The following is a 15,472-nucleotide window of genomic DNA, read 5'->3' on the forward strand; positions in this document are numbered from 1 at the left end:
ACGTAGCCATGGTCATGGCCGATGCTGTCTTAACGCAAGTAAGTCTTGCTTTTATTCGTTCCCGAGAGGAATCGGTCGATGCTGACCAGGAGAAGTTTCATCACTCGCGCCGCCGGGACCACGGCCGCCGCAGGTCTGGCCGCGGCCTACCTCGGCTCCGGGCCGGCCTTCGCGTCCCCGCTGGGGCAGTCGGCGCAGGCCGGGCTGCGCACCTTCATCGACGGCGCCCTGGTCGACCAGGCTGCGGTCGTCGAGTGGGAGAAGCGGCGGTTCTCGGTGGTCGCGGCGCGGCTGCGCCAGGATTATGTCGGGGTGCTGACCGGTGAGCTGGACTCGTTGCTGGCCCGGCTCGAGAACGCCGTCGATGATGTGTCGGCCGCGCGCGTGGCCTTGGCGCTGGCACGGCTGAGCATCGGCGAGGCGGGGATTCGCGAGCTGCTGGCCGCCGAACTCGTCGCCTCCGAATCCGCCGCGCGGGCCGGAATCGCCGCATCGGACGGGCGTTGGCAATACGCGATCACCGAGGTTTCCAGCGATCGCGGGACCGCCCAGGGCTTCCTGGACTGGTTCGACCGCGCCCGCGTCACCGACGACCGGCCGGTGTGGACCGACGCCTGCCCGGACCACTACCTCATCGCCACGCTGCCCGACGGCCGCCAAGAGGTCATCGAGGTGACCGGTGGCGCGATGCTGCCCAGCCAGTTCTTCGTCGATTACACCGATGTCGCCGGGGTGATGGTGCCCTCGGACCCCGCGTATCCGCTCACCGCCGCCGGTGTCGCGTCGCTGGCCGACGGTTTCGTCATCGGCGGGGTCCGCCACCAGTTCCGCGATGAACCGGGCGGTGGCTTCCGTGCCCAGCTCAAGGTCGCCTTCCCCGCAGCGCTGCCGGGCCTCTACATCGCCGAACACCGGTGGCATCTGGCCTGCGAGTTCGGCAACTGGATCACGGCCTACCTGCGCACCGTCTAGCGAGGCGCTGCGATAACTGTGCGTCGCCGCGCATTCGGCACGCGGAAGGTCTGTCGAGTAGAACTGGACCATGGATCTCGACGACGCCGGGAAAGCCGACGCGGCCCCGCGCAAGCGCACCGGCGGCCGTTCGGCCCGGGTGCGCGCGGCGGTGCTCACCGCCACGCTCGAGCAGATCACCGAGTTCGGCGTCGAGGGCCTGACCATCGGTGACGTCGCCGCCCGCGCCGGTGTCGCGGAGACCACCATCTACCGCCGCTGGGGCACCCGCACGGCCCTGATCGCCGACGCCGTCACCGAACTGGCCGCCGTGGGCAACCCCGTCCCCGACACCGGTTCGCTGCGCACCGACCTGCGGGTACTCGCCGAACAGGTCGCGCACCTGATCGCCCGTCCCGGCATCGCGCGACTGGTCGGCACCGTCATCGCCCTGTCCGTCGACCCGGAGGTCGAGGCCGCGCGCCGCCGCTTCTGGGACGACCGCTTCGAACGCAGCTCCCACGTCGTCACCAGGGCGATCGAGCGCGGCGAACTCGCCGACACGACCGACCCCCGCGAGCTCATCGAAACTCTCTCGGCACCACTGTATTTCCGGGTCCTTGTGGGGTCGGAGCCCATCGACGACGCCTTCATCACCCGCTGTATCGACAACACCCTGACCGTGCACGGGGAACCCCCGCGCCAGGCATGATCAGTCCCGGCTGGTCGCTTCGGCACGCCCGCGGACGGCGCCGAGGGCGAATTCTGCCCAGCGGATGTTCTCCTGCTCGAAGGCGATGCCGCGCAGCAGGGTGAGGTAGGGGCCGATGTGGGTGGATTCGCTCAGGTAGGCCGGCTCGCTGCGGCCGTCGAGCAGGCGGGCGCGGCGGCGTTCGTAGCGGGCGAGCTTGGCCTGCGCCCAGCCCCGGCGCTCGATCAGCATGGCCTCGACCGCGGGGGCGTCACCGGTCGTCATGCCCTGGATCTTGACCAGCATGTCGTCGCGGATGACGGTGGGCTTGGGCGCCTCGGCGATGAAGTCGCGCAGCACCTGCCTGCCGGTGTCGGTGAGCGAGTGCAGCCGCTTGTTGGGGCGCTTCTCCTGTTCGACGACGCGGGCGGCGATCAGTCCGTCGGCGGTCATCCGTTCGAGCTCCTTGTAGAGCTGCTGCGGGGTCGCCATCCAGTAGTTGGCCACCGCCGCGTCGAACAGTTTGGCCAGGTCGTAGCCGGAGGCCTCGCCTTCCATCAGGGCGGCCAGTACCGCGTGTCGTAACGCCATCCGCCCAGCGTAGCAGCAGTGCGATTATTCAAATCGATAAATCGACAGCGCACTGGACATCGGTGGAGAGCTGCGGTTAGCCTCTGGTGAATTATTCAATTATTTGCCTAGGAGGCTGCCATGGGTCATCCGTTCCGGACCGCGGTGGAGGCGAGGGATCACGACGCCCTCGAAGCGCTGCTCGCCGACGACGTGGTGTTCACCAGCCCGGTGGCGTTCGCGCCGTATCCGGGTAAGCCGGTCACGGCGGCCATCCTGCGGGCGGTGCTGCGGGTGTTCGAGGACTTCCGCTACGTGCGCGAGATCGGCGGCGCCGACGGACGTGATCACGCGCTGGTGTTCGAGGCCACCGTCGACGGGCTGCGGCTGTCGGGCTGCGACTTCCTGCACTACGACGAGGAAGGCCGCATCGACGAGTTCACGGTGATGGTGCGCCCGCTCTCGGCCGCCAAGGCGCTGGCCGCGCGGATGGCCGAGCAGTACCCGCGCATCCAGCAAGAAGCGCGAGAGGCGATCGAGGGCAAGGCCACCGCGTGAGCACGCCGGGGTTCTCGCGCTATGTCGCACTCGGCGACAGCCAGAGCGAAGGCGTCGGCGACGGCGACGACAGCACCGGGCTGATCGGCCTGGCCGACCGCCTCGCCGCGAGGATGGCCGTGGCCGCCCCCGACCTGCACTACGCGAACCTGGCCGTGCGCGGCAAACTCGCGGGCCAGGTCCGCGCCGACCAGCTCGACGCGGCACTGGCGCTGCGGCCCGATGTGGCCACGGTCATCGCCGGGGTGAACGACATGCTGCGTCCGAGCTTCGACGCCGACGCGGTGGGGGAGCACCTCGCCGCGATGTTCGCCGCCCTCACCGGGCAGGGCGCGGTGGTGGCGACGGTGACCTTCCCCGACCTCACCGCGGTCATGCCCCTCACCCGGCCACTGGGTGGGCGCCTGGTCGCGCTCAATGAGATGGTCCGCGCCGTGGCGGCCGATCACGGGGTCCTGGTGGCCGACTTCGCCCACCTTCCGGTGGTCACCGATCCGCGCATGTGGTCGTGGGATCGCCTGCACTGCAGCCCACTCGGCCACCAGCGCATCGCCGACGCCCTGGCGCAGACGTTGTCGCTACCCGGGGCCGACGGCAGCTGGGCCGAACCGCTGCCGCCGCTGCCCACGCCCGGCATCCTGGCCACCGGCGTGACCGAAGTGCGCTGGGCGAGTGGCTTTCTCGGTCCGTGGCTGCTGCGCAGGCTCACCGGGAAGTCCTCCGGTGACGGACGGGTCGCCAAACGACCGCAGCTGCTGCCGGTCGGTTCGGTGGCGGTTTCGCCCGTCACCTGACAGCGCGGGCCGCCTACCTCGAGGCAGCCCTCTCCGCGCGCTCGGCGTCCGTCGGCGGCTATGTTCGCTGCGGAACGACGAGTTCAGGGAGAACGCAGTTTTGGACCAGCAGTCAACGAATCCGGGTGTTGCGCAGAACCTCCGGATGCCGGTCGGTGTGCGGTCGGCGCAGGTCGTCGTCTTTCTCATGGTCGGGATCGGGGTCATCGGCACCGTCGTGCTGATCGGGCTGGGTCACCCGATCGCCGCGGGCGCGAACACCCAGGGCTACCTGTTCTTCTGGGCGCTGGCCGTCACCGCCTGCTTCTTCGGGCGCAGGCGGCGGTCGGTGCGGATCACCGCGACCGTGTTCGCGGTGCTCGAAGGGTTCGTCGCGCTCGGGTCCGCCGCTGCCGTCGACCCGGACGCGGAGGTCGCGCTGGTCCGGATCTCGCCCGGACCGATCGGTGTGCTCGCGGTGATCGCCGTGCTCGTTCTGCTGAATCGGCCCTCGGCTCGAACCTGGTTCGCGGGTCCCGGCATCGCCTCCGCGCATCGCGGCCCCGATGTGGCGGCCGGGCGTCGGGTGCGGCTGTCCGTCCTCGTGGGAGCGCTGGTCGCCGTCGTCGCTGTTCTCGGGGGCGGGGTCGGGGTCTGGTGGGTTCTCGGCGATCGGAACACCGTCGGCACCCCGGCGGTCGGCGACTGCGTGGGCGGCACGGACGGCAGTGACGTCCGGTCCTCCTATACCGAGCTGCTGACGGTGGAATGTTCGGACCCGGCGGTGCAGGCGAAGGTCATCGCGGACGTCCCCGACACCGGGAAGATTTCCCCGTGCGGGCAATTCGAGGACGCGGTGAAGCTCGACGAGTACGACGGAATCGACGGGCGCATCCTCTGCCTGCGCGTCTTCGGCTGACCGGCTGTGGCTCAACTCCCGGTGAGGACAGCGGGATCCACGAACCGCGGATCGCGAGCGATCGCCGCGAACCCCGACATTCCGTCGACCGACTCCTCCACCCCGGCCAGCCGGACGAGCAGATCGAAGTAGTCCGATTCCGCCGCCCGCAACGCCGCGATCGTCGCCGTGAGATCGGTGCCACAGGTGAACCGCGCCCCGCCGGTGCCGACCAGCAGCGTCGCCAGCCAGGCATCGGAGTCGGCGGCGAACATCGACCCGCTGGTCTCGGCCCAGAACAGCACCGTGCTCGGTGTCGTCGCGGAACTCCGTCGTCCCGCCGCGGCGAGCATCACCAGCGCGGTGTAGACGTTCGACTCACAGAACCCGAAGTGCATCAGATACGCCTCGAGCGCGCCCTCCCGATACCGCAGCACATAGGTGAGCCCACCGGTGTTCTCCCCGAAGCAGTCCCCGAAATACACCCGAGGCGTCACCCCTTGCTCGGCTTGTCCCCAGTCCGGAGCCTTCCCGTCCCAGAACCACCCGTCGAACATCGCCTCGCTGTTCTCGATGACCTCCGGGCCCGGCGCCGGTGTCTCCAGCCAGTCCTCGAAGGACTCCCGCCCCAGGGGAATTCGAGCGGCGACGACAAACGTGTCCGACACAACGGCTCCTCAACGATCCGACGGCACCGACCGTCCCCGGGCCCACACGTCATCCTGCCCGACTTCGGCGCGAAGCCCGACCCGTAGCGACCACACCGGCGCTACCGTGGAGATACCCGTGGGGAGGAACACGATGGTTTCGGTGATACTGGACCGCTTTTCGTTCGATTTCCGCTACGCCCTGAACGACCGGCAGAAGACGCTGTTCGACCCGAGTCGGGCATTCGTCGAGATCTACTCCGTCCCCACACCCGCAGGCCGGGAAGAGCGTGGGTGGACCTGCCTCGAATCGAGGCGGGTCAAGCCGAGTGTCGAGATCGACGCCACCGACGAAGAATCCGCAGCGTGGATCAGCGCCAGGACCGTCGCCCTGGACGCGCTGTCGACCGCCGAACAGCAGGTCGTCCACGATCTCGGCCTGCGGATCGAGCGCGGCTTCTACCCCGGACTACGCCGCGCGCACGGCTGGTCGGCATCGCGCCGCCGCGCGGCCTCCCGACAGGCATTCGACGAACTCGAAGCCCGGCTACACGACATCACCGAGCACTATCGCCCCGTCCGCGAGCAGATCGACGCCCGCGTGCACGAGGCCGAAGCCCGCGAACAGGAACTACAGGAAATACGCTGGCGCATCCAGCGCGAACGGGAACAACGCGACGCCCACTTCACCGAGGTGGCCGCCCGAACCCACTGGAGCTACCACGTCACCGAACCCGACCGAACCGTCCACATCTCCCGCGACGACGACTCCCCCCTGACCACCCCCGACCTGATCGACACCCTCCAACGCCCCACCCACCACCTCACCGGCTACACCGTCCACTGGGCCCCCGCCGCCCGCACCGAAATCGAGCAAGCCATCGACGCCCGTTTCACCACTTGGTGGACCGTCATAGCTCCCCGCCACTGGCCCGACCCCCTGACGATCCCACCCCGCCCAGCGCCCCGCCCCAACCCCACCATCGGCGGCCACTCCAGCTACGGCGGCCACAACAGCTTCTCCTCCTGCGGCGGCGGCTTCTGACACGTAGACCCACATGCCAGTTGGCGACAGCCGGTCATGGCCGACCCTCTGTCACTCGATCAGAACATCGCGGTCAGCCGTGCCGAGGGCGTCCAGCCGCACGTCGAAGACGAACGGAACATCGTCCGGTCCACCGGACAGCCACCAGGTGCTGACGGTAGCTCTGTCGTCGTCGATATCTTCGATGGTGCACTGGATCGTGGTGGGACACGGGTAGGCCGATGTGGGAAGCAAATCCCCGCCGAAGTAGGCGGTCTTGGCGACCAGTTGGTGAGGTCGGCCGTGGATGTCTACCAACTCGACCAGGACCATGCCCGGTTGCGGATCATCGCCGATCCAACAGACGGCGATTGCGGGAAGTTCACAGCGATCACCCTTGGCCAGCATTTCCTTCACCGCAGCAGCGTATCGATCCGACGATCCACAGCGGACCTGCGCATACGCCGGTATCTGTGACATATCTACCTGCTGAAGAACCGAGCTCAGCGGCACTGGTGCCTCTGACCCGCGATCGTTGCAGGTCAGAGGCAATTCTGCGCCCCCGGCAGGAATCGAACCTGCGACCTAGAGATTAGAAGGCTCTTGCTCTATCCAACTGAGCTACGGAGGCAGTCGCATACACCTTGGCGGATCTGGGCCGCGCTGTCCAGCTCGAAAAGTATAGCGACCGACCAGATCGGGTGGGGGTGACGGCGGGAGCGAGAGCCCCATCGGGGCGGTGCCGGGTACGCCGAACTACCCTCGTTGTCATGTCGTTATCGCAGGACCCCTCCGCTGGACCCGCCGTCGACGGTGGACCACCGGCGGCGGAGTCGGGGCGGTCCGTGCCGGTGGGCAACGCTGCGTCCTTCGGCGTGCTGAGTGCTGTCGCGGGGGCTGTTGCCGCGGTGGTCGCGGCGATGGTGGTCGGGTTGTCGGCGGCGCAGGCGTTGAGTCTGCTGGGTATACCCGATCCGGGGCCGTTGACAACATACGGATTGCCCGCGCTGCGGGCGGTGGCCGATCTGGCCGCCGCGGTGACCGTCGGCTCGCTGCTGTTCGCGGCGTTCCTGCTGCCCCCGCGCGACAGCGGGTTGCTGGAAGCGGGGGGCTATCGGGCGGTGCGGCGGGCTTCGGCGGCGGCGCTGGTGTGGGCGGGGGCGGCGGCGCTGCTGGTGCCGTTGACGGTGTCGGACACGACCGGTCAGCCGGTGACGAGCATCTGGCGGCCCGAGAAGTTGTGGCCGGTGATCGCCCAGGTCGAGGTGGCGGGGGCCTGGCGCACGACGGCGCTGCTGGCGCTGATCGTGGCGATCGGCTGCCGGCTGGCGTTGCGCTGGGGCTGGACGCCGGTGCTGCTGGGTGGCGCGCTGGTGACGATGATGCCGCTGGCGCTGACCGGGCATTCGTCCTCGGGCGGGTCGCACGATGTGGCGACCAACTCGCTGCTGCTGCACATGGTGGCGGCGGCGGTGTGGGTCGGTGGGCTGATCGCGGTGCTCGCGCACGCGATGCGCGGCGGCGCGGGCACCGATGTGGCGGCGCGGCGGTTCTCGCTGGCGGCCACGGTGTCGATCGCGGTGATCGCGGTCAGCGGCGTGATCAACGCCTGGGTGCGGGTGCCCGCCGCGGATCTTTTCACCACCACCTACGGCAGGCTGGTGCTGGCCAAGACCGCCGCGCTGCTCGTGCTCGCCGCCATCGGCTATCTGCAGCGTCGTGCCGCGCTGCCGGCGCTGGCCGCCGACCCGCGCGACCGCTCGGCCCTGATCCGCTTCGCCGGGGTGGAGATGCTGATCTTCGCGGCCACGATCGGGCTGGCCGTCGGCCTCGGCCGCACGCCGCCTCCGCCCCCCACCTCGATTCCGACGCCGATGGAGGTCGAACTCGGGTACGTCATCGACGGGCCGCCGACGGTGGCCAGGCTGCTGTTCGACTGGCGCTTCGACCTGATCTTCGGGACGCTGGCCATCGTGCTCGCGGCGCTCTATCTGATCGGGGTCTACCGCCTGCGCAAGCGCGGAGACGCGTGGCCGCTGGGCCGGACGATCGCCTGGTGCAGCGGCTGCCTGGTGTTGCTGCTGGCGACGTCTTCGGGGGTCGGCCGGTATTCACCGGCCATGTTCAGCGTGCACATGGGTGCGCACATGGCGTTGTCGATGCTGGCGCCGATCCTGCTCGCCCTCGGCGGCGCGGTGACGCTGGCGCTGCGCGCGCTGCCGCCCGCCGGTCGTGGCGGGGTGCCGGGGCCGCGCGAGTGGATCCTGGCCGCCGTGCACAACCCGGTCTCGCGGTTCCTGACCCAGCCCGTGGTCGCCTCGGTGATCTTCGTGGCCGGGTTCTACGCGCTCTACCTGGGCGGCATCTTCGACACCACGGTCGATTCGCACGCCGCCCATCTGATGATGAACGCGCACTTCCTGCTCAGCGGCTACCTGTTCTACTGGGTGGTGATCGGCATCGATCCCAAGCCGCGCGAGGTGGCGCCGCTGACCAAACTCGCCATGGTGTTCGGCACGCTGCCGTTCCACGCGTTCTTCGGCATCGCGCTGATGAGCATGACCACCGTGCTGGGCGGCTGGTTCTACCGCACGCTCGGCCTGGGCTGGCACATCGACCTGCTCGCCGACCAGCGCAACGGCGGCAGTTTCGCCTGGGCCAGCGGTGAGGTGCCGCTGGTGGTGGTGATGCTGGCGCTGCTGATCCAGTGGTCGCGCAGCGACCAGCGCCTGGCCAAACGCACCGACCGCGCCGCCGACCGGGACAACGACGCCGATCTCACCGCCTACAACGCGATGTACGCGGAGCTGGCGCGCCGCGACGGCGAGGTGCGCCGGTGAGCGCACGCGAGGTGCCGGTGAGCGAGTCGGCCGAGCGTGCCGAGCCGCCACGGATCCTGCGCACCGAGGTGCGCGCGGCCCGGCGCAGGCTGACCGGCCGGGTCCGCAAGACCCCGGTCTTCCACACCAGCGTCGACGGGCCGGACGGGCCGGTGCCGGTATCGCTGAAGCTGGAGTTCCTCCAGCACGGCGGCACCTTCAAGGTGCGGGGCGCGCTCAACGCGCTGCTCAGCACCCGCGAGCAGACCGGCCACGTGGTGGTCGCCTCGGGCGGCAATGCCGGGATCGCGGTGGCGTTGGCCGCTGCCCAGCTGGGCCGCGACTGCACGGTGGTGGTGCCCGAATCGGCGCCGCACACCAAGGTCGCGGCGATGTGGGCGCACGGTGCCGAAGTGCTCTGGCACGGCACCAGCTACGCCGAGGCGCAGCAGCGCGCGGTGTCGCTGGCCGCCGAACGCGGCGCCGAACATCTGCACGCCTACGACATGCCCGCCGTGGTGGCGGGAGCTGGTGTCATCGGGCTGGAGCTGGAGGAACAGGTGCGCGGGCGCCCGCCGGTGCTGGCCGCGATCGGTGGGGGCGGCCTCATCGCGGGGCTGGGGGCGGCGCTGGGTAGGCGCAGGCAGATCGTCGGCGTCGAGTCCGAGCACACCCCGGCGCTGTCGGCGGCGCTCGCGGCGGGCAGGCCGGTCGACATCACCGCGCAGTCCGCGGCCACCGAGCTGCTGTGCGCGACCCGGGTCGGTGACATCGCCTTCGACATCGCCCAGCGGCACCGGATGCCGGCGCTGTCGGTCGCCGACGACGCGATCAGCGCGGCCCGCGAGTACCTGTGGCGGGAATTCCGGGTGGTGGTGGAACTCGAGGGTGCCGCGGCGCTGGCCGCGGTGCAGAGCGGGGTCTACACCCCGGAGCCCGGAGTGCGGCCGATCGTGGTGCTGTGCGGGGCCAACACCGAACTCCCCGTCGTCTGACACGGCGGATATCCACAACCGGGGAAGTTGTCCACAAATCGTCCTCGCGGCTCCCGGCCGGGTCCGTGGCCGGTCATCCTTGAATCGTCAGCACAACACGACGAGCGGGGGCGGATTCGATGTACGAGGCGAACACGACGGTGGTCGGCACCGTGATCACCCATCCGGTACGACGCGATCTCGGCAACGGCGACCAGGTGGTCACCTTCCGGATGGCCAGCAATGCGCGGCGGCTCGACCCGGCCACGGGGGAATGGGTGGACAACGGCAACCTCTACCTCACGGTCTCGTGCTGGCGCAGGCTGGCGATCGGGGTGGGGCGGTCGCTGCACCGGGGTGATCCGGTGATCGCCTGCGGGCAGTTGCGCTCACACGAGTACCGGGCAAAAGACGGCACCGAGCGGCGTGATCTGGAGATGCGCGCGGCCGCAGTGGGGCCGGATCTGGGCCGGTGCGGTGCCTCGGTGGTGCGCCGGTCGGACGCAGCGCGCGCGATGTCGCATCCGGCGCGGAATATCTCCGGTCACACCGGCGCTGTACTCCCGGGCGCCGAGGACGTGGCCGAGTATGCGCCCACCGCCCCCACTGCCGTAGCCTCTACGACCGCGGCGGATTCCCTCCCGGCGCGATCGCCGGACGCGGTGCCCCCGGCGGGCATCCCCGAGCAGGTCGACGCCTGAGGCGCTGTCCGCGGCACCCGGCCCGCTCCGCATCTCATCCCCGTTACCCGCACCGATAGGCTTCCATATATGGCTGAGTTCATTTATCAGATGATCAAGGTTCGCAAGGCGCACGGCGACAAGGTCATTCTCGACGACGTGACGCTGAACTTCCTGCCCGGCGCCAAGATCGGTGTCGTCGGACCCAACGGCGCGGGTAAGTCCAGCGTGCTGAAGATCATGGCGGGGCTGGACCGGCCGAACAACGGTGAGGCGTTCCTCGCGCCCGGCGCGACGGTGGGGATCCTGCAGCAGGAGCCGCCGCTCAACGAGGAGAAGACCGTCCGCGGCAACGTGGAGGAGGGCCTCGGCGAGGTCAAGGTGAAGCTGGACCGCTTCAACGAGATCGCCGAGCTGATGGCCACCGAGTACTCCGACGAGCTCATGGACGAGATGGGCAAGCTGCAGGAGTTCCTCGACCACGCCGACGCGTGGGATGTCGACTCCCAGCTCGAACAGGCCATGGACGCGCTGCGCTGCCCGCCGCCGGACGAGCCGGTCACCAAGCTCTCCGGTGGTGAGCGCCGCCGTGTCGCGCTGTGCAAGCTGCTGCTGAGCAAGCCGGATCTGCTGCTGCTCGACGAGCCAACCAACCACCTCGACGCCGAGTCGGTGCTGTGGCTCGAACAGCACCTGGCCTCCTACCCGGGCGCTGTGCTGGCCGTCACCCACGACCGGTACTTCCTCGACAACGTCGCCGAGTGGATCCTCGAACTCGACCGCGGCCGCGCGTACCCCTACGAGGGCAACTACTCCACCTACCTGGAGAAGAAGGCCCAGCGGCTCGAGGTCCAGGGCAAGAAGGACCAGAAGCTGCAGAAGCGCCTCAAGGAGGAGCTGGCCTGGGTGCGCTCGGGTGCCAAGGCCCGGCAGGCCAAGAACAAGGCCCGCCTCGGCCGCTACGAGGAGATGGCCGCGGAGGCCGAGAAGCACCGCAAGCTGGACTTCGAGGAGATCCAGATTCCCGCGGGTCCGCGCCTGGGCGACATCGTGGTCAACGTGTCGAACCTGGACAAGGGCTTCGGCGACCGGCAGCTGATCAAGGACCTGTCCTTCACGCTGCCGCGCAACGGCATCGTCGGCGTGATCGGCCCCAACGGTGTCGGTAAGACCACGCTGTTCAAGACCATCGTCGGTCTGGAGGAGCCCGACAGCGGCGAGGTCAAGGTCGGCGAGACGGTCAAGCTCAGCTACGTCGACCAGAACCGCGCCGGCATCGACCCGAACAAGAACGTCTGGCAGGTCGTCTCCGACGGGCTGGACTTCATCGAGGTCGGCAACCAGGAGATGCCCTCGCGTGCCTATGTCAGCGCGTTCGGCTTCAAGGGCCCGGACCAGCAGAAGCCGGCCGGGGTGCTCTCCGGTGGTGAGCGCAACCGCCTGAACCTGGCGCTGACGCTCAAGCAGGGCGGCAACCTGATCCTGCTCGACGAGCCGACCAACGACCTCGACGTGGAGACCCTGAGCTCGCTGGAGAACGCACTCGAGCAGTTCCCGGGCTGCGCCGTCGTGATCTCCCACGACCGCTGGTTCCTGGACCGCACCTGCACCCACATCCTCGCGTGGGAGGGCGACAGCGACAACGAGGCCAAGTGGTTCTGGTTCGAGGGCAACTTCGAGGCCTACGAGGCGAACAAGATCGACCGGCTGGGTGCCGAGGCGGCCCGGCCGCACCGGGTCACCCACCGGAAGCTGACCCGCGACTGAGCGGATCACACCGAGCCGGACCACGGGCAGGGTAGCGAGTGTCGCACCCTGCCCGTGGTGTCTCCGGCGGCGGTCCGACCGGCCCGTCGCGGGCGCGGATCCGGGGAGATGGGGGGTGTTCGCTGCGAGCGGAATCCGTTGCGGCACGGCGGGTTCGGCATCGCTGTCGCGTCATCGGCGAAGTTACCCGTGGGGTAATCGGATTGTCTCTCGGCGCGGCCCCTGACCTCGGGCTAGTCTCGATTCGGCGTCACCTGTATGCGGAACCGAAGCGGAACCGAATCCTTGGGAGTGGACGGAAAATGACGGTCTCGTCGGAATTGTCCAGCGCAGCGTGGGCAGCGGGTCTGCCCCAGCCTCTGCGTGGGGAGCTCGCCACCTTGGAGGAGGCGTACTTCCGACACGTCGACGCCGGCGACGTCGACTGCACGATCACCGGCATCACCCAGATCTTCCGCCGTCACCTCGAGCTGGCCACCGAACGTCCCCGCGGCAAGGCGCTGATGCGGGTCCATCATCCCGACGACGGCGCGGGCGTGGGGGTCGCGGTGCAGCTCGTCACCGACGACATGCCGCTGCTGGTCGAGTCGATCACCGCGGCGCTCAATCGCGCGCAGGTCAGCGTCACCGAGGTCATCCACCCGATCTTCGAGGTCATCCGGGACGCCGAGGGCAAACTGGTCTCGGCCGCCCCACACGAGGTGGACGGCAACGGCGCGGTCGGGCTGGCCGAATCGTGGATGCACCTGCAACTGCACCCCTCCACCAGCCGGGCGGCGCTCGACGAGCTCACCGCCACGCTGCCCAAGGTGATCGCCGACGTGCGCCAGGTCATCGACGACACCGAGGACATGGTCCGCGTGCAGTCCGGCCTGGCCGACCGGCTGGACCGGGCCGCGGGCCGGTCACCGGCACCGTTCCCCGCCGCCGACCTCGGCGCGTGCGCCGATCTGCTGCGCTGGCTGGCCGACGGCAATTTCACCCTGCTCGGTTACGCGCGCTACCGGCGCGACACCGTGAGCGGGCACACCGTCTCCAGCGCGGTGGACGCCAGCTCGCTGGGCGTGCTGCGCCCGGGTATCGGCACCGATTTCCAGGTCCCGATCAACGGGGGCGACCGGCCGCTGCTGCTGCTGACCCAGGGGTTGGTGCGGGCCACCGTGCATCGCTCGGTCTACCCGTACTTCATCGGTGTCGCCGATGTGGACGAAGCGGGTGTCGTGGCCGGGGTGCACCTGTTCATCGGGGTGTTCACCGTGAGCGCCGTGCACGAGAACGTGCTCGACATCCCGGTGATCAACCGGCGGGTGCGCAGCGCGATCGAGGCGGCGGGCTTCGACCTGGAGTCCTTCTCCGGGCAGGCCATGCTCGAGGTGATCGAGTCGTTCCCGCGTACCGAACTGTTCTCCGCCGACACCGAGACGCTGCGGCGCACCGCGGTCGCGGTGCTCGGCGTCGGCCTGCGCAGGCAGGTGCGGCTGTTCCTGCGCTCGGATTCCTACGGCCGGTTCGTCGCGTGCATGGTGTACCTGCCGCGGGATCGCTACACCACCGCGGTGCGTCTGGAGATGCAGGACATCCTGGTCCGCGAGCTCGGCGGCACCGATATCGACTATTCGGCGCGGGTCAGCGAAAGCGAGCTGGCCAGTGTCTATTTCACGGTCATGCTGTCCACCGAGCCACACGCGCCGATCCCGGACACCTCCGAGGAGAACCGGCTGCGGATCCAGGCGCTGCTCGACGCGGCCAGTCACAGCTGGGACGACCGCATCGAGGGCGAGGCCGCCACCTCGGCCGAACACGACCCGGCCGCCGTCGCCCGTGCCGCCGAGACCTTCCCCGAGGGCTACAAGGAGGACTTCACCCCCGCCCGCGGTCTCGACGATCTGGGCAGGCTGGCCCGGCTGCCCGAGGGCGGCATCGGCCAGCTCCTCTACCGCACCGCCGATTCCGCGCCGGGCACCTGGCGGTTCAGCCTCTACATCGCAGGCAGCGGGGTGTCGCTGAGCCAGGTGCTGCCGGTGTTGCAGAGCCTGGGTGTCGAGGTCGTCGACGAGCGGCCCTACCGGCTCGAGCACGCCGCCGAGCGCTGGATCTACGACTTCGGGCTGCAGGCCCGCCCCGATCTGCTGCGCAACCCGCTCGTCGCCGAACTCGACGCGGGCCTGCTCACCCCGAGCACCGAGGCCGACGCCCTGCGGTCGCGGGTCACCGACGCCGTCGAGGCGGTCTGGTACGACCGGGCCGAGGCCGACGGTCTCAACGAGCTGGTGCTGCGCGCCGGGCTCGGCTGGCGCGAGGTCACCATCCTGCGCGCCTACGCGAAATACCTGCAGCAGGCCGGTTTCCCGTACAGCCAGGCCAATATCGCGCGCGTGCTGCTGGCCCATCCGGAGGTGGCACGCCAGTTCGTGGCGCTGTTCGCCGCGCGTTTCGACCCCGACACCGTCTCGGCCGAGACCGCCGCGGAACTGGAGACCAGGGTGCGCGCGGGTATCGACGAGGTGGTCAGCATGGACGCCGACCGGATTCTGCGTGCCATGCTCGGCCTGGTCAAGGCCACCCTGCGCACCAACTACTACGTGCTCGACGACGACGGCCGCCCGCGCGACTACCTGTCGCTGAAGGTGGAACCACGCGAGATCGCCGAATTGCCCAAGCCGCGACCGCAATTCGAGATCTTCGTCTACTCGCCGCGGGTGGAGGGCGTGCACCTGCGCTTCGGTTCGGTGGCGCGCGGCGGGCTGCGCTGGTCGGACCGGCTCGAGGACTTCCGCACCGAGATCCTGGGTCTGGTGAAGGCGCAGGCGGTGAAGAACGCGGTGATCGTGCCGGTCGGCGCCAAGGGCGGTTTCGTGGTGAAGCGCCCGCCCGCGGCCACCGGCGACCCGGCCGTCGACCGGCAGGCGAGTATCGCCGAGGGCACCGCCTGCTACCGCACCTTCATCTCGGGGCTGCTCGACGTCACCGACAACGTCGACCTGGCCACCGGGGCGGTGCTGCCACCGGAGCGGGTGGTCCGCCGCGACGGCGACGACACCTACCTGGTGCGCCGGCGAATACCGCGTGGTCAGCTACGACCAGCGCGGCCACGGCGATTCGACCCTGGGCACCGTCGCC

At 69.5% G+C, this 15,472-nt stretch carries 14 protein-coding genes and 1 tRNA gene; 11 read left to right on the plus strand and 4 right to left on the minus strand.

Annotated features, from left to right (window positions below):
- The first annotated feature begins 78 nt into the window (after positions 1-78).
- Together ACWEMY_RS09260 and ACWEMY_RS09265 are read left to right on the plus strand one after the other, a co-directional pair.
- Positions 79-972, plus strand: coding sequence for a twin-arginine translocation signal domain-containing protein (locus ACWEMY_RS09260; RefSeq protein WP_452389576.1), 894 nt, complete (start codon positions 79-81; stop codon positions 970-972).
- A 70-nt stretch (positions 973-1,042) separates the two neighbouring features.
- A complete protein-coding gene (locus ACWEMY_RS09265) occupies positions 1,043-1,663 on the plus strand; it encodes a TetR/AcrR family transcriptional regulator (RefSeq protein ID WP_452389577.1) in 621 nt (206 codons plus the stop codon).
- Here the strand turns inward: ACWEMY_RS09265 and ACWEMY_RS09270 are convergent, their stop codons facing one another.
- A complete protein-coding gene (locus ACWEMY_RS09270; protein ID WP_452389578.1) occupies positions 1,664-2,233 on the minus strand; it encodes a PadR family transcriptional regulator in 570 nt (189 codons plus the stop codon).
- Between the two features lie 120 nt (positions 2,234-2,353).
- Here ACWEMY_RS09270 and ACWEMY_RS09275 point away from each other — a divergent pair, with 120 nt between their 5' ends.
- From ACWEMY_RS09275 to ACWEMY_RS09285, 3 genes are all read left to right on the plus strand, one after another.
- Positions 2,354-2,770 (plus strand): nuclear transport factor 2 family protein, encoded by a 417-nt coding sequence (locus ACWEMY_RS09275; RefSeq protein ID WP_452389579.1) that lies wholly within the window; start codon positions 2,354-2,356, stop codon positions 2,768-2,770.
- Complete coding sequence (locus tag ACWEMY_RS09280) at positions 2,767-3,564, plus strand: SGNH/GDSL hydrolase family protein (protein ID WP_452389580.1); 798 nt, start codon at positions 2,767-2,769, stop codon at positions 3,562-3,564. The genes ACWEMY_RS09275 and ACWEMY_RS09280 overlap by 4 nt, the downstream gene beginning before the upstream one ends.
- 145 nt (positions 3,565-3,709) lie before the next feature.
- The gene (locus ACWEMY_RS09285) at positions 3,710-4,462 is read left to right on the plus strand and encodes an LppU/SCO3897 family protein (protein WP_452389581.1); all 753 of its coding nucleotides are present in this window, start codon (positions 3,710-3,712) and stop codon (positions 4,460-4,462) included.
- 11 nt (positions 4,463-4,473) lie between these two features.
- Here the strand turns inward: ACWEMY_RS09285 and ACWEMY_RS09290 are convergent, their stop codons facing one another.
- Positions 4,474-5,109, minus strand: a complete 636-nt coding sequence (locus ACWEMY_RS09290; RefSeq protein WP_452389582.1) for a hypothetical protein — start codon at positions 5,107-5,109, stop codon at positions 4,474-4,476.
- Between the two features lie 133 nt (positions 5,110-5,242).
- Here ACWEMY_RS09290 and ACWEMY_RS09295 point away from each other — a divergent pair, with 133 nt between their 5' ends.
- A complete protein-coding gene (locus ACWEMY_RS09295; protein WP_452389583.1) occupies positions 5,243-6,133 on the plus strand; it encodes a hypothetical protein in 891 nt (296 codons plus the stop codon).
- Positions 6,134-6,184: 51 nt separating this feature from the next.
- Here ACWEMY_RS09295 and ACWEMY_RS09300 read toward each other — a convergent pair whose 3' ends face one another.
- Positions 6,185-6,529 (minus strand): hypothetical protein, encoded by a 345-nt coding sequence (locus ACWEMY_RS09300; protein WP_452389584.1) that lies wholly within the window; start codon positions 6,527-6,529, stop codon positions 6,185-6,187.
- A 140-nt stretch (positions 6,530-6,669) separates the two neighbouring features.
- A tRNA-Arg gene (locus ACWEMY_RS09305) sits at positions 6,670-6,743 on the minus strand.
- Between the two features lie 139 nt (positions 6,744-6,882).
- On the opposite strand from ACWEMY_RS09305, the gene ACWEMY_RS09310 reads away from it, so the two are divergent.
- The 5 genes from ACWEMY_RS09310 to ACWEMY_RS09330 all read left to right on the plus strand — a co-directional run.
- Complete coding sequence (locus tag ACWEMY_RS09310) at positions 6,883-8,952, plus strand: cytochrome c oxidase assembly protein (protein WP_452389585.1); 2,070 nt, start codon at positions 6,883-6,885, stop codon at positions 8,950-8,952.
- The gene (locus ACWEMY_RS09315) at positions 8,949-9,926 is read left to right on the plus strand and encodes a serine/threonine dehydratase (protein ID WP_452389586.1); all 978 of its coding nucleotides are present in this window, start codon (positions 8,949-8,951) and stop codon (positions 9,924-9,926) included. The genes ACWEMY_RS09310 and ACWEMY_RS09315 overlap by 4 nt, the downstream gene beginning before the upstream one ends.
- 119 nt (positions 9,927-10,045) lie before the next feature.
- Complete coding sequence (locus ACWEMY_RS09320) at positions 10,046-10,606, plus strand: single-stranded DNA-binding protein (protein ID WP_452389587.1); 561 nt, start codon at positions 10,046-10,048, stop codon at positions 10,604-10,606.
- 69 nt (positions 10,607-10,675) lie between these two features.
- Positions 10,676-12,352, plus strand: coding sequence for an energy-dependent translational throttle protein EttA (ettA, locus tag ACWEMY_RS09325; protein WP_375936801.1), 1,677 nt, complete (start codon positions 10,676-10,678; stop codon positions 12,350-12,352).
- Positions 12,353-12,654: 302 nt separating this feature from the next.
- Positions 12,655-15,472, plus strand: a 2,818-nt coding sequence (locus tag ACWEMY_RS09330; RefSeq protein WP_452389588.1) for an NAD-glutamate dehydrogenase domain-containing protein, incomplete at its 3' end; no start/stop codon positions are given.

The sequence above is a fragment of the Nocardia sp. NPDC004415 genome (assembly GCF_053602435.1).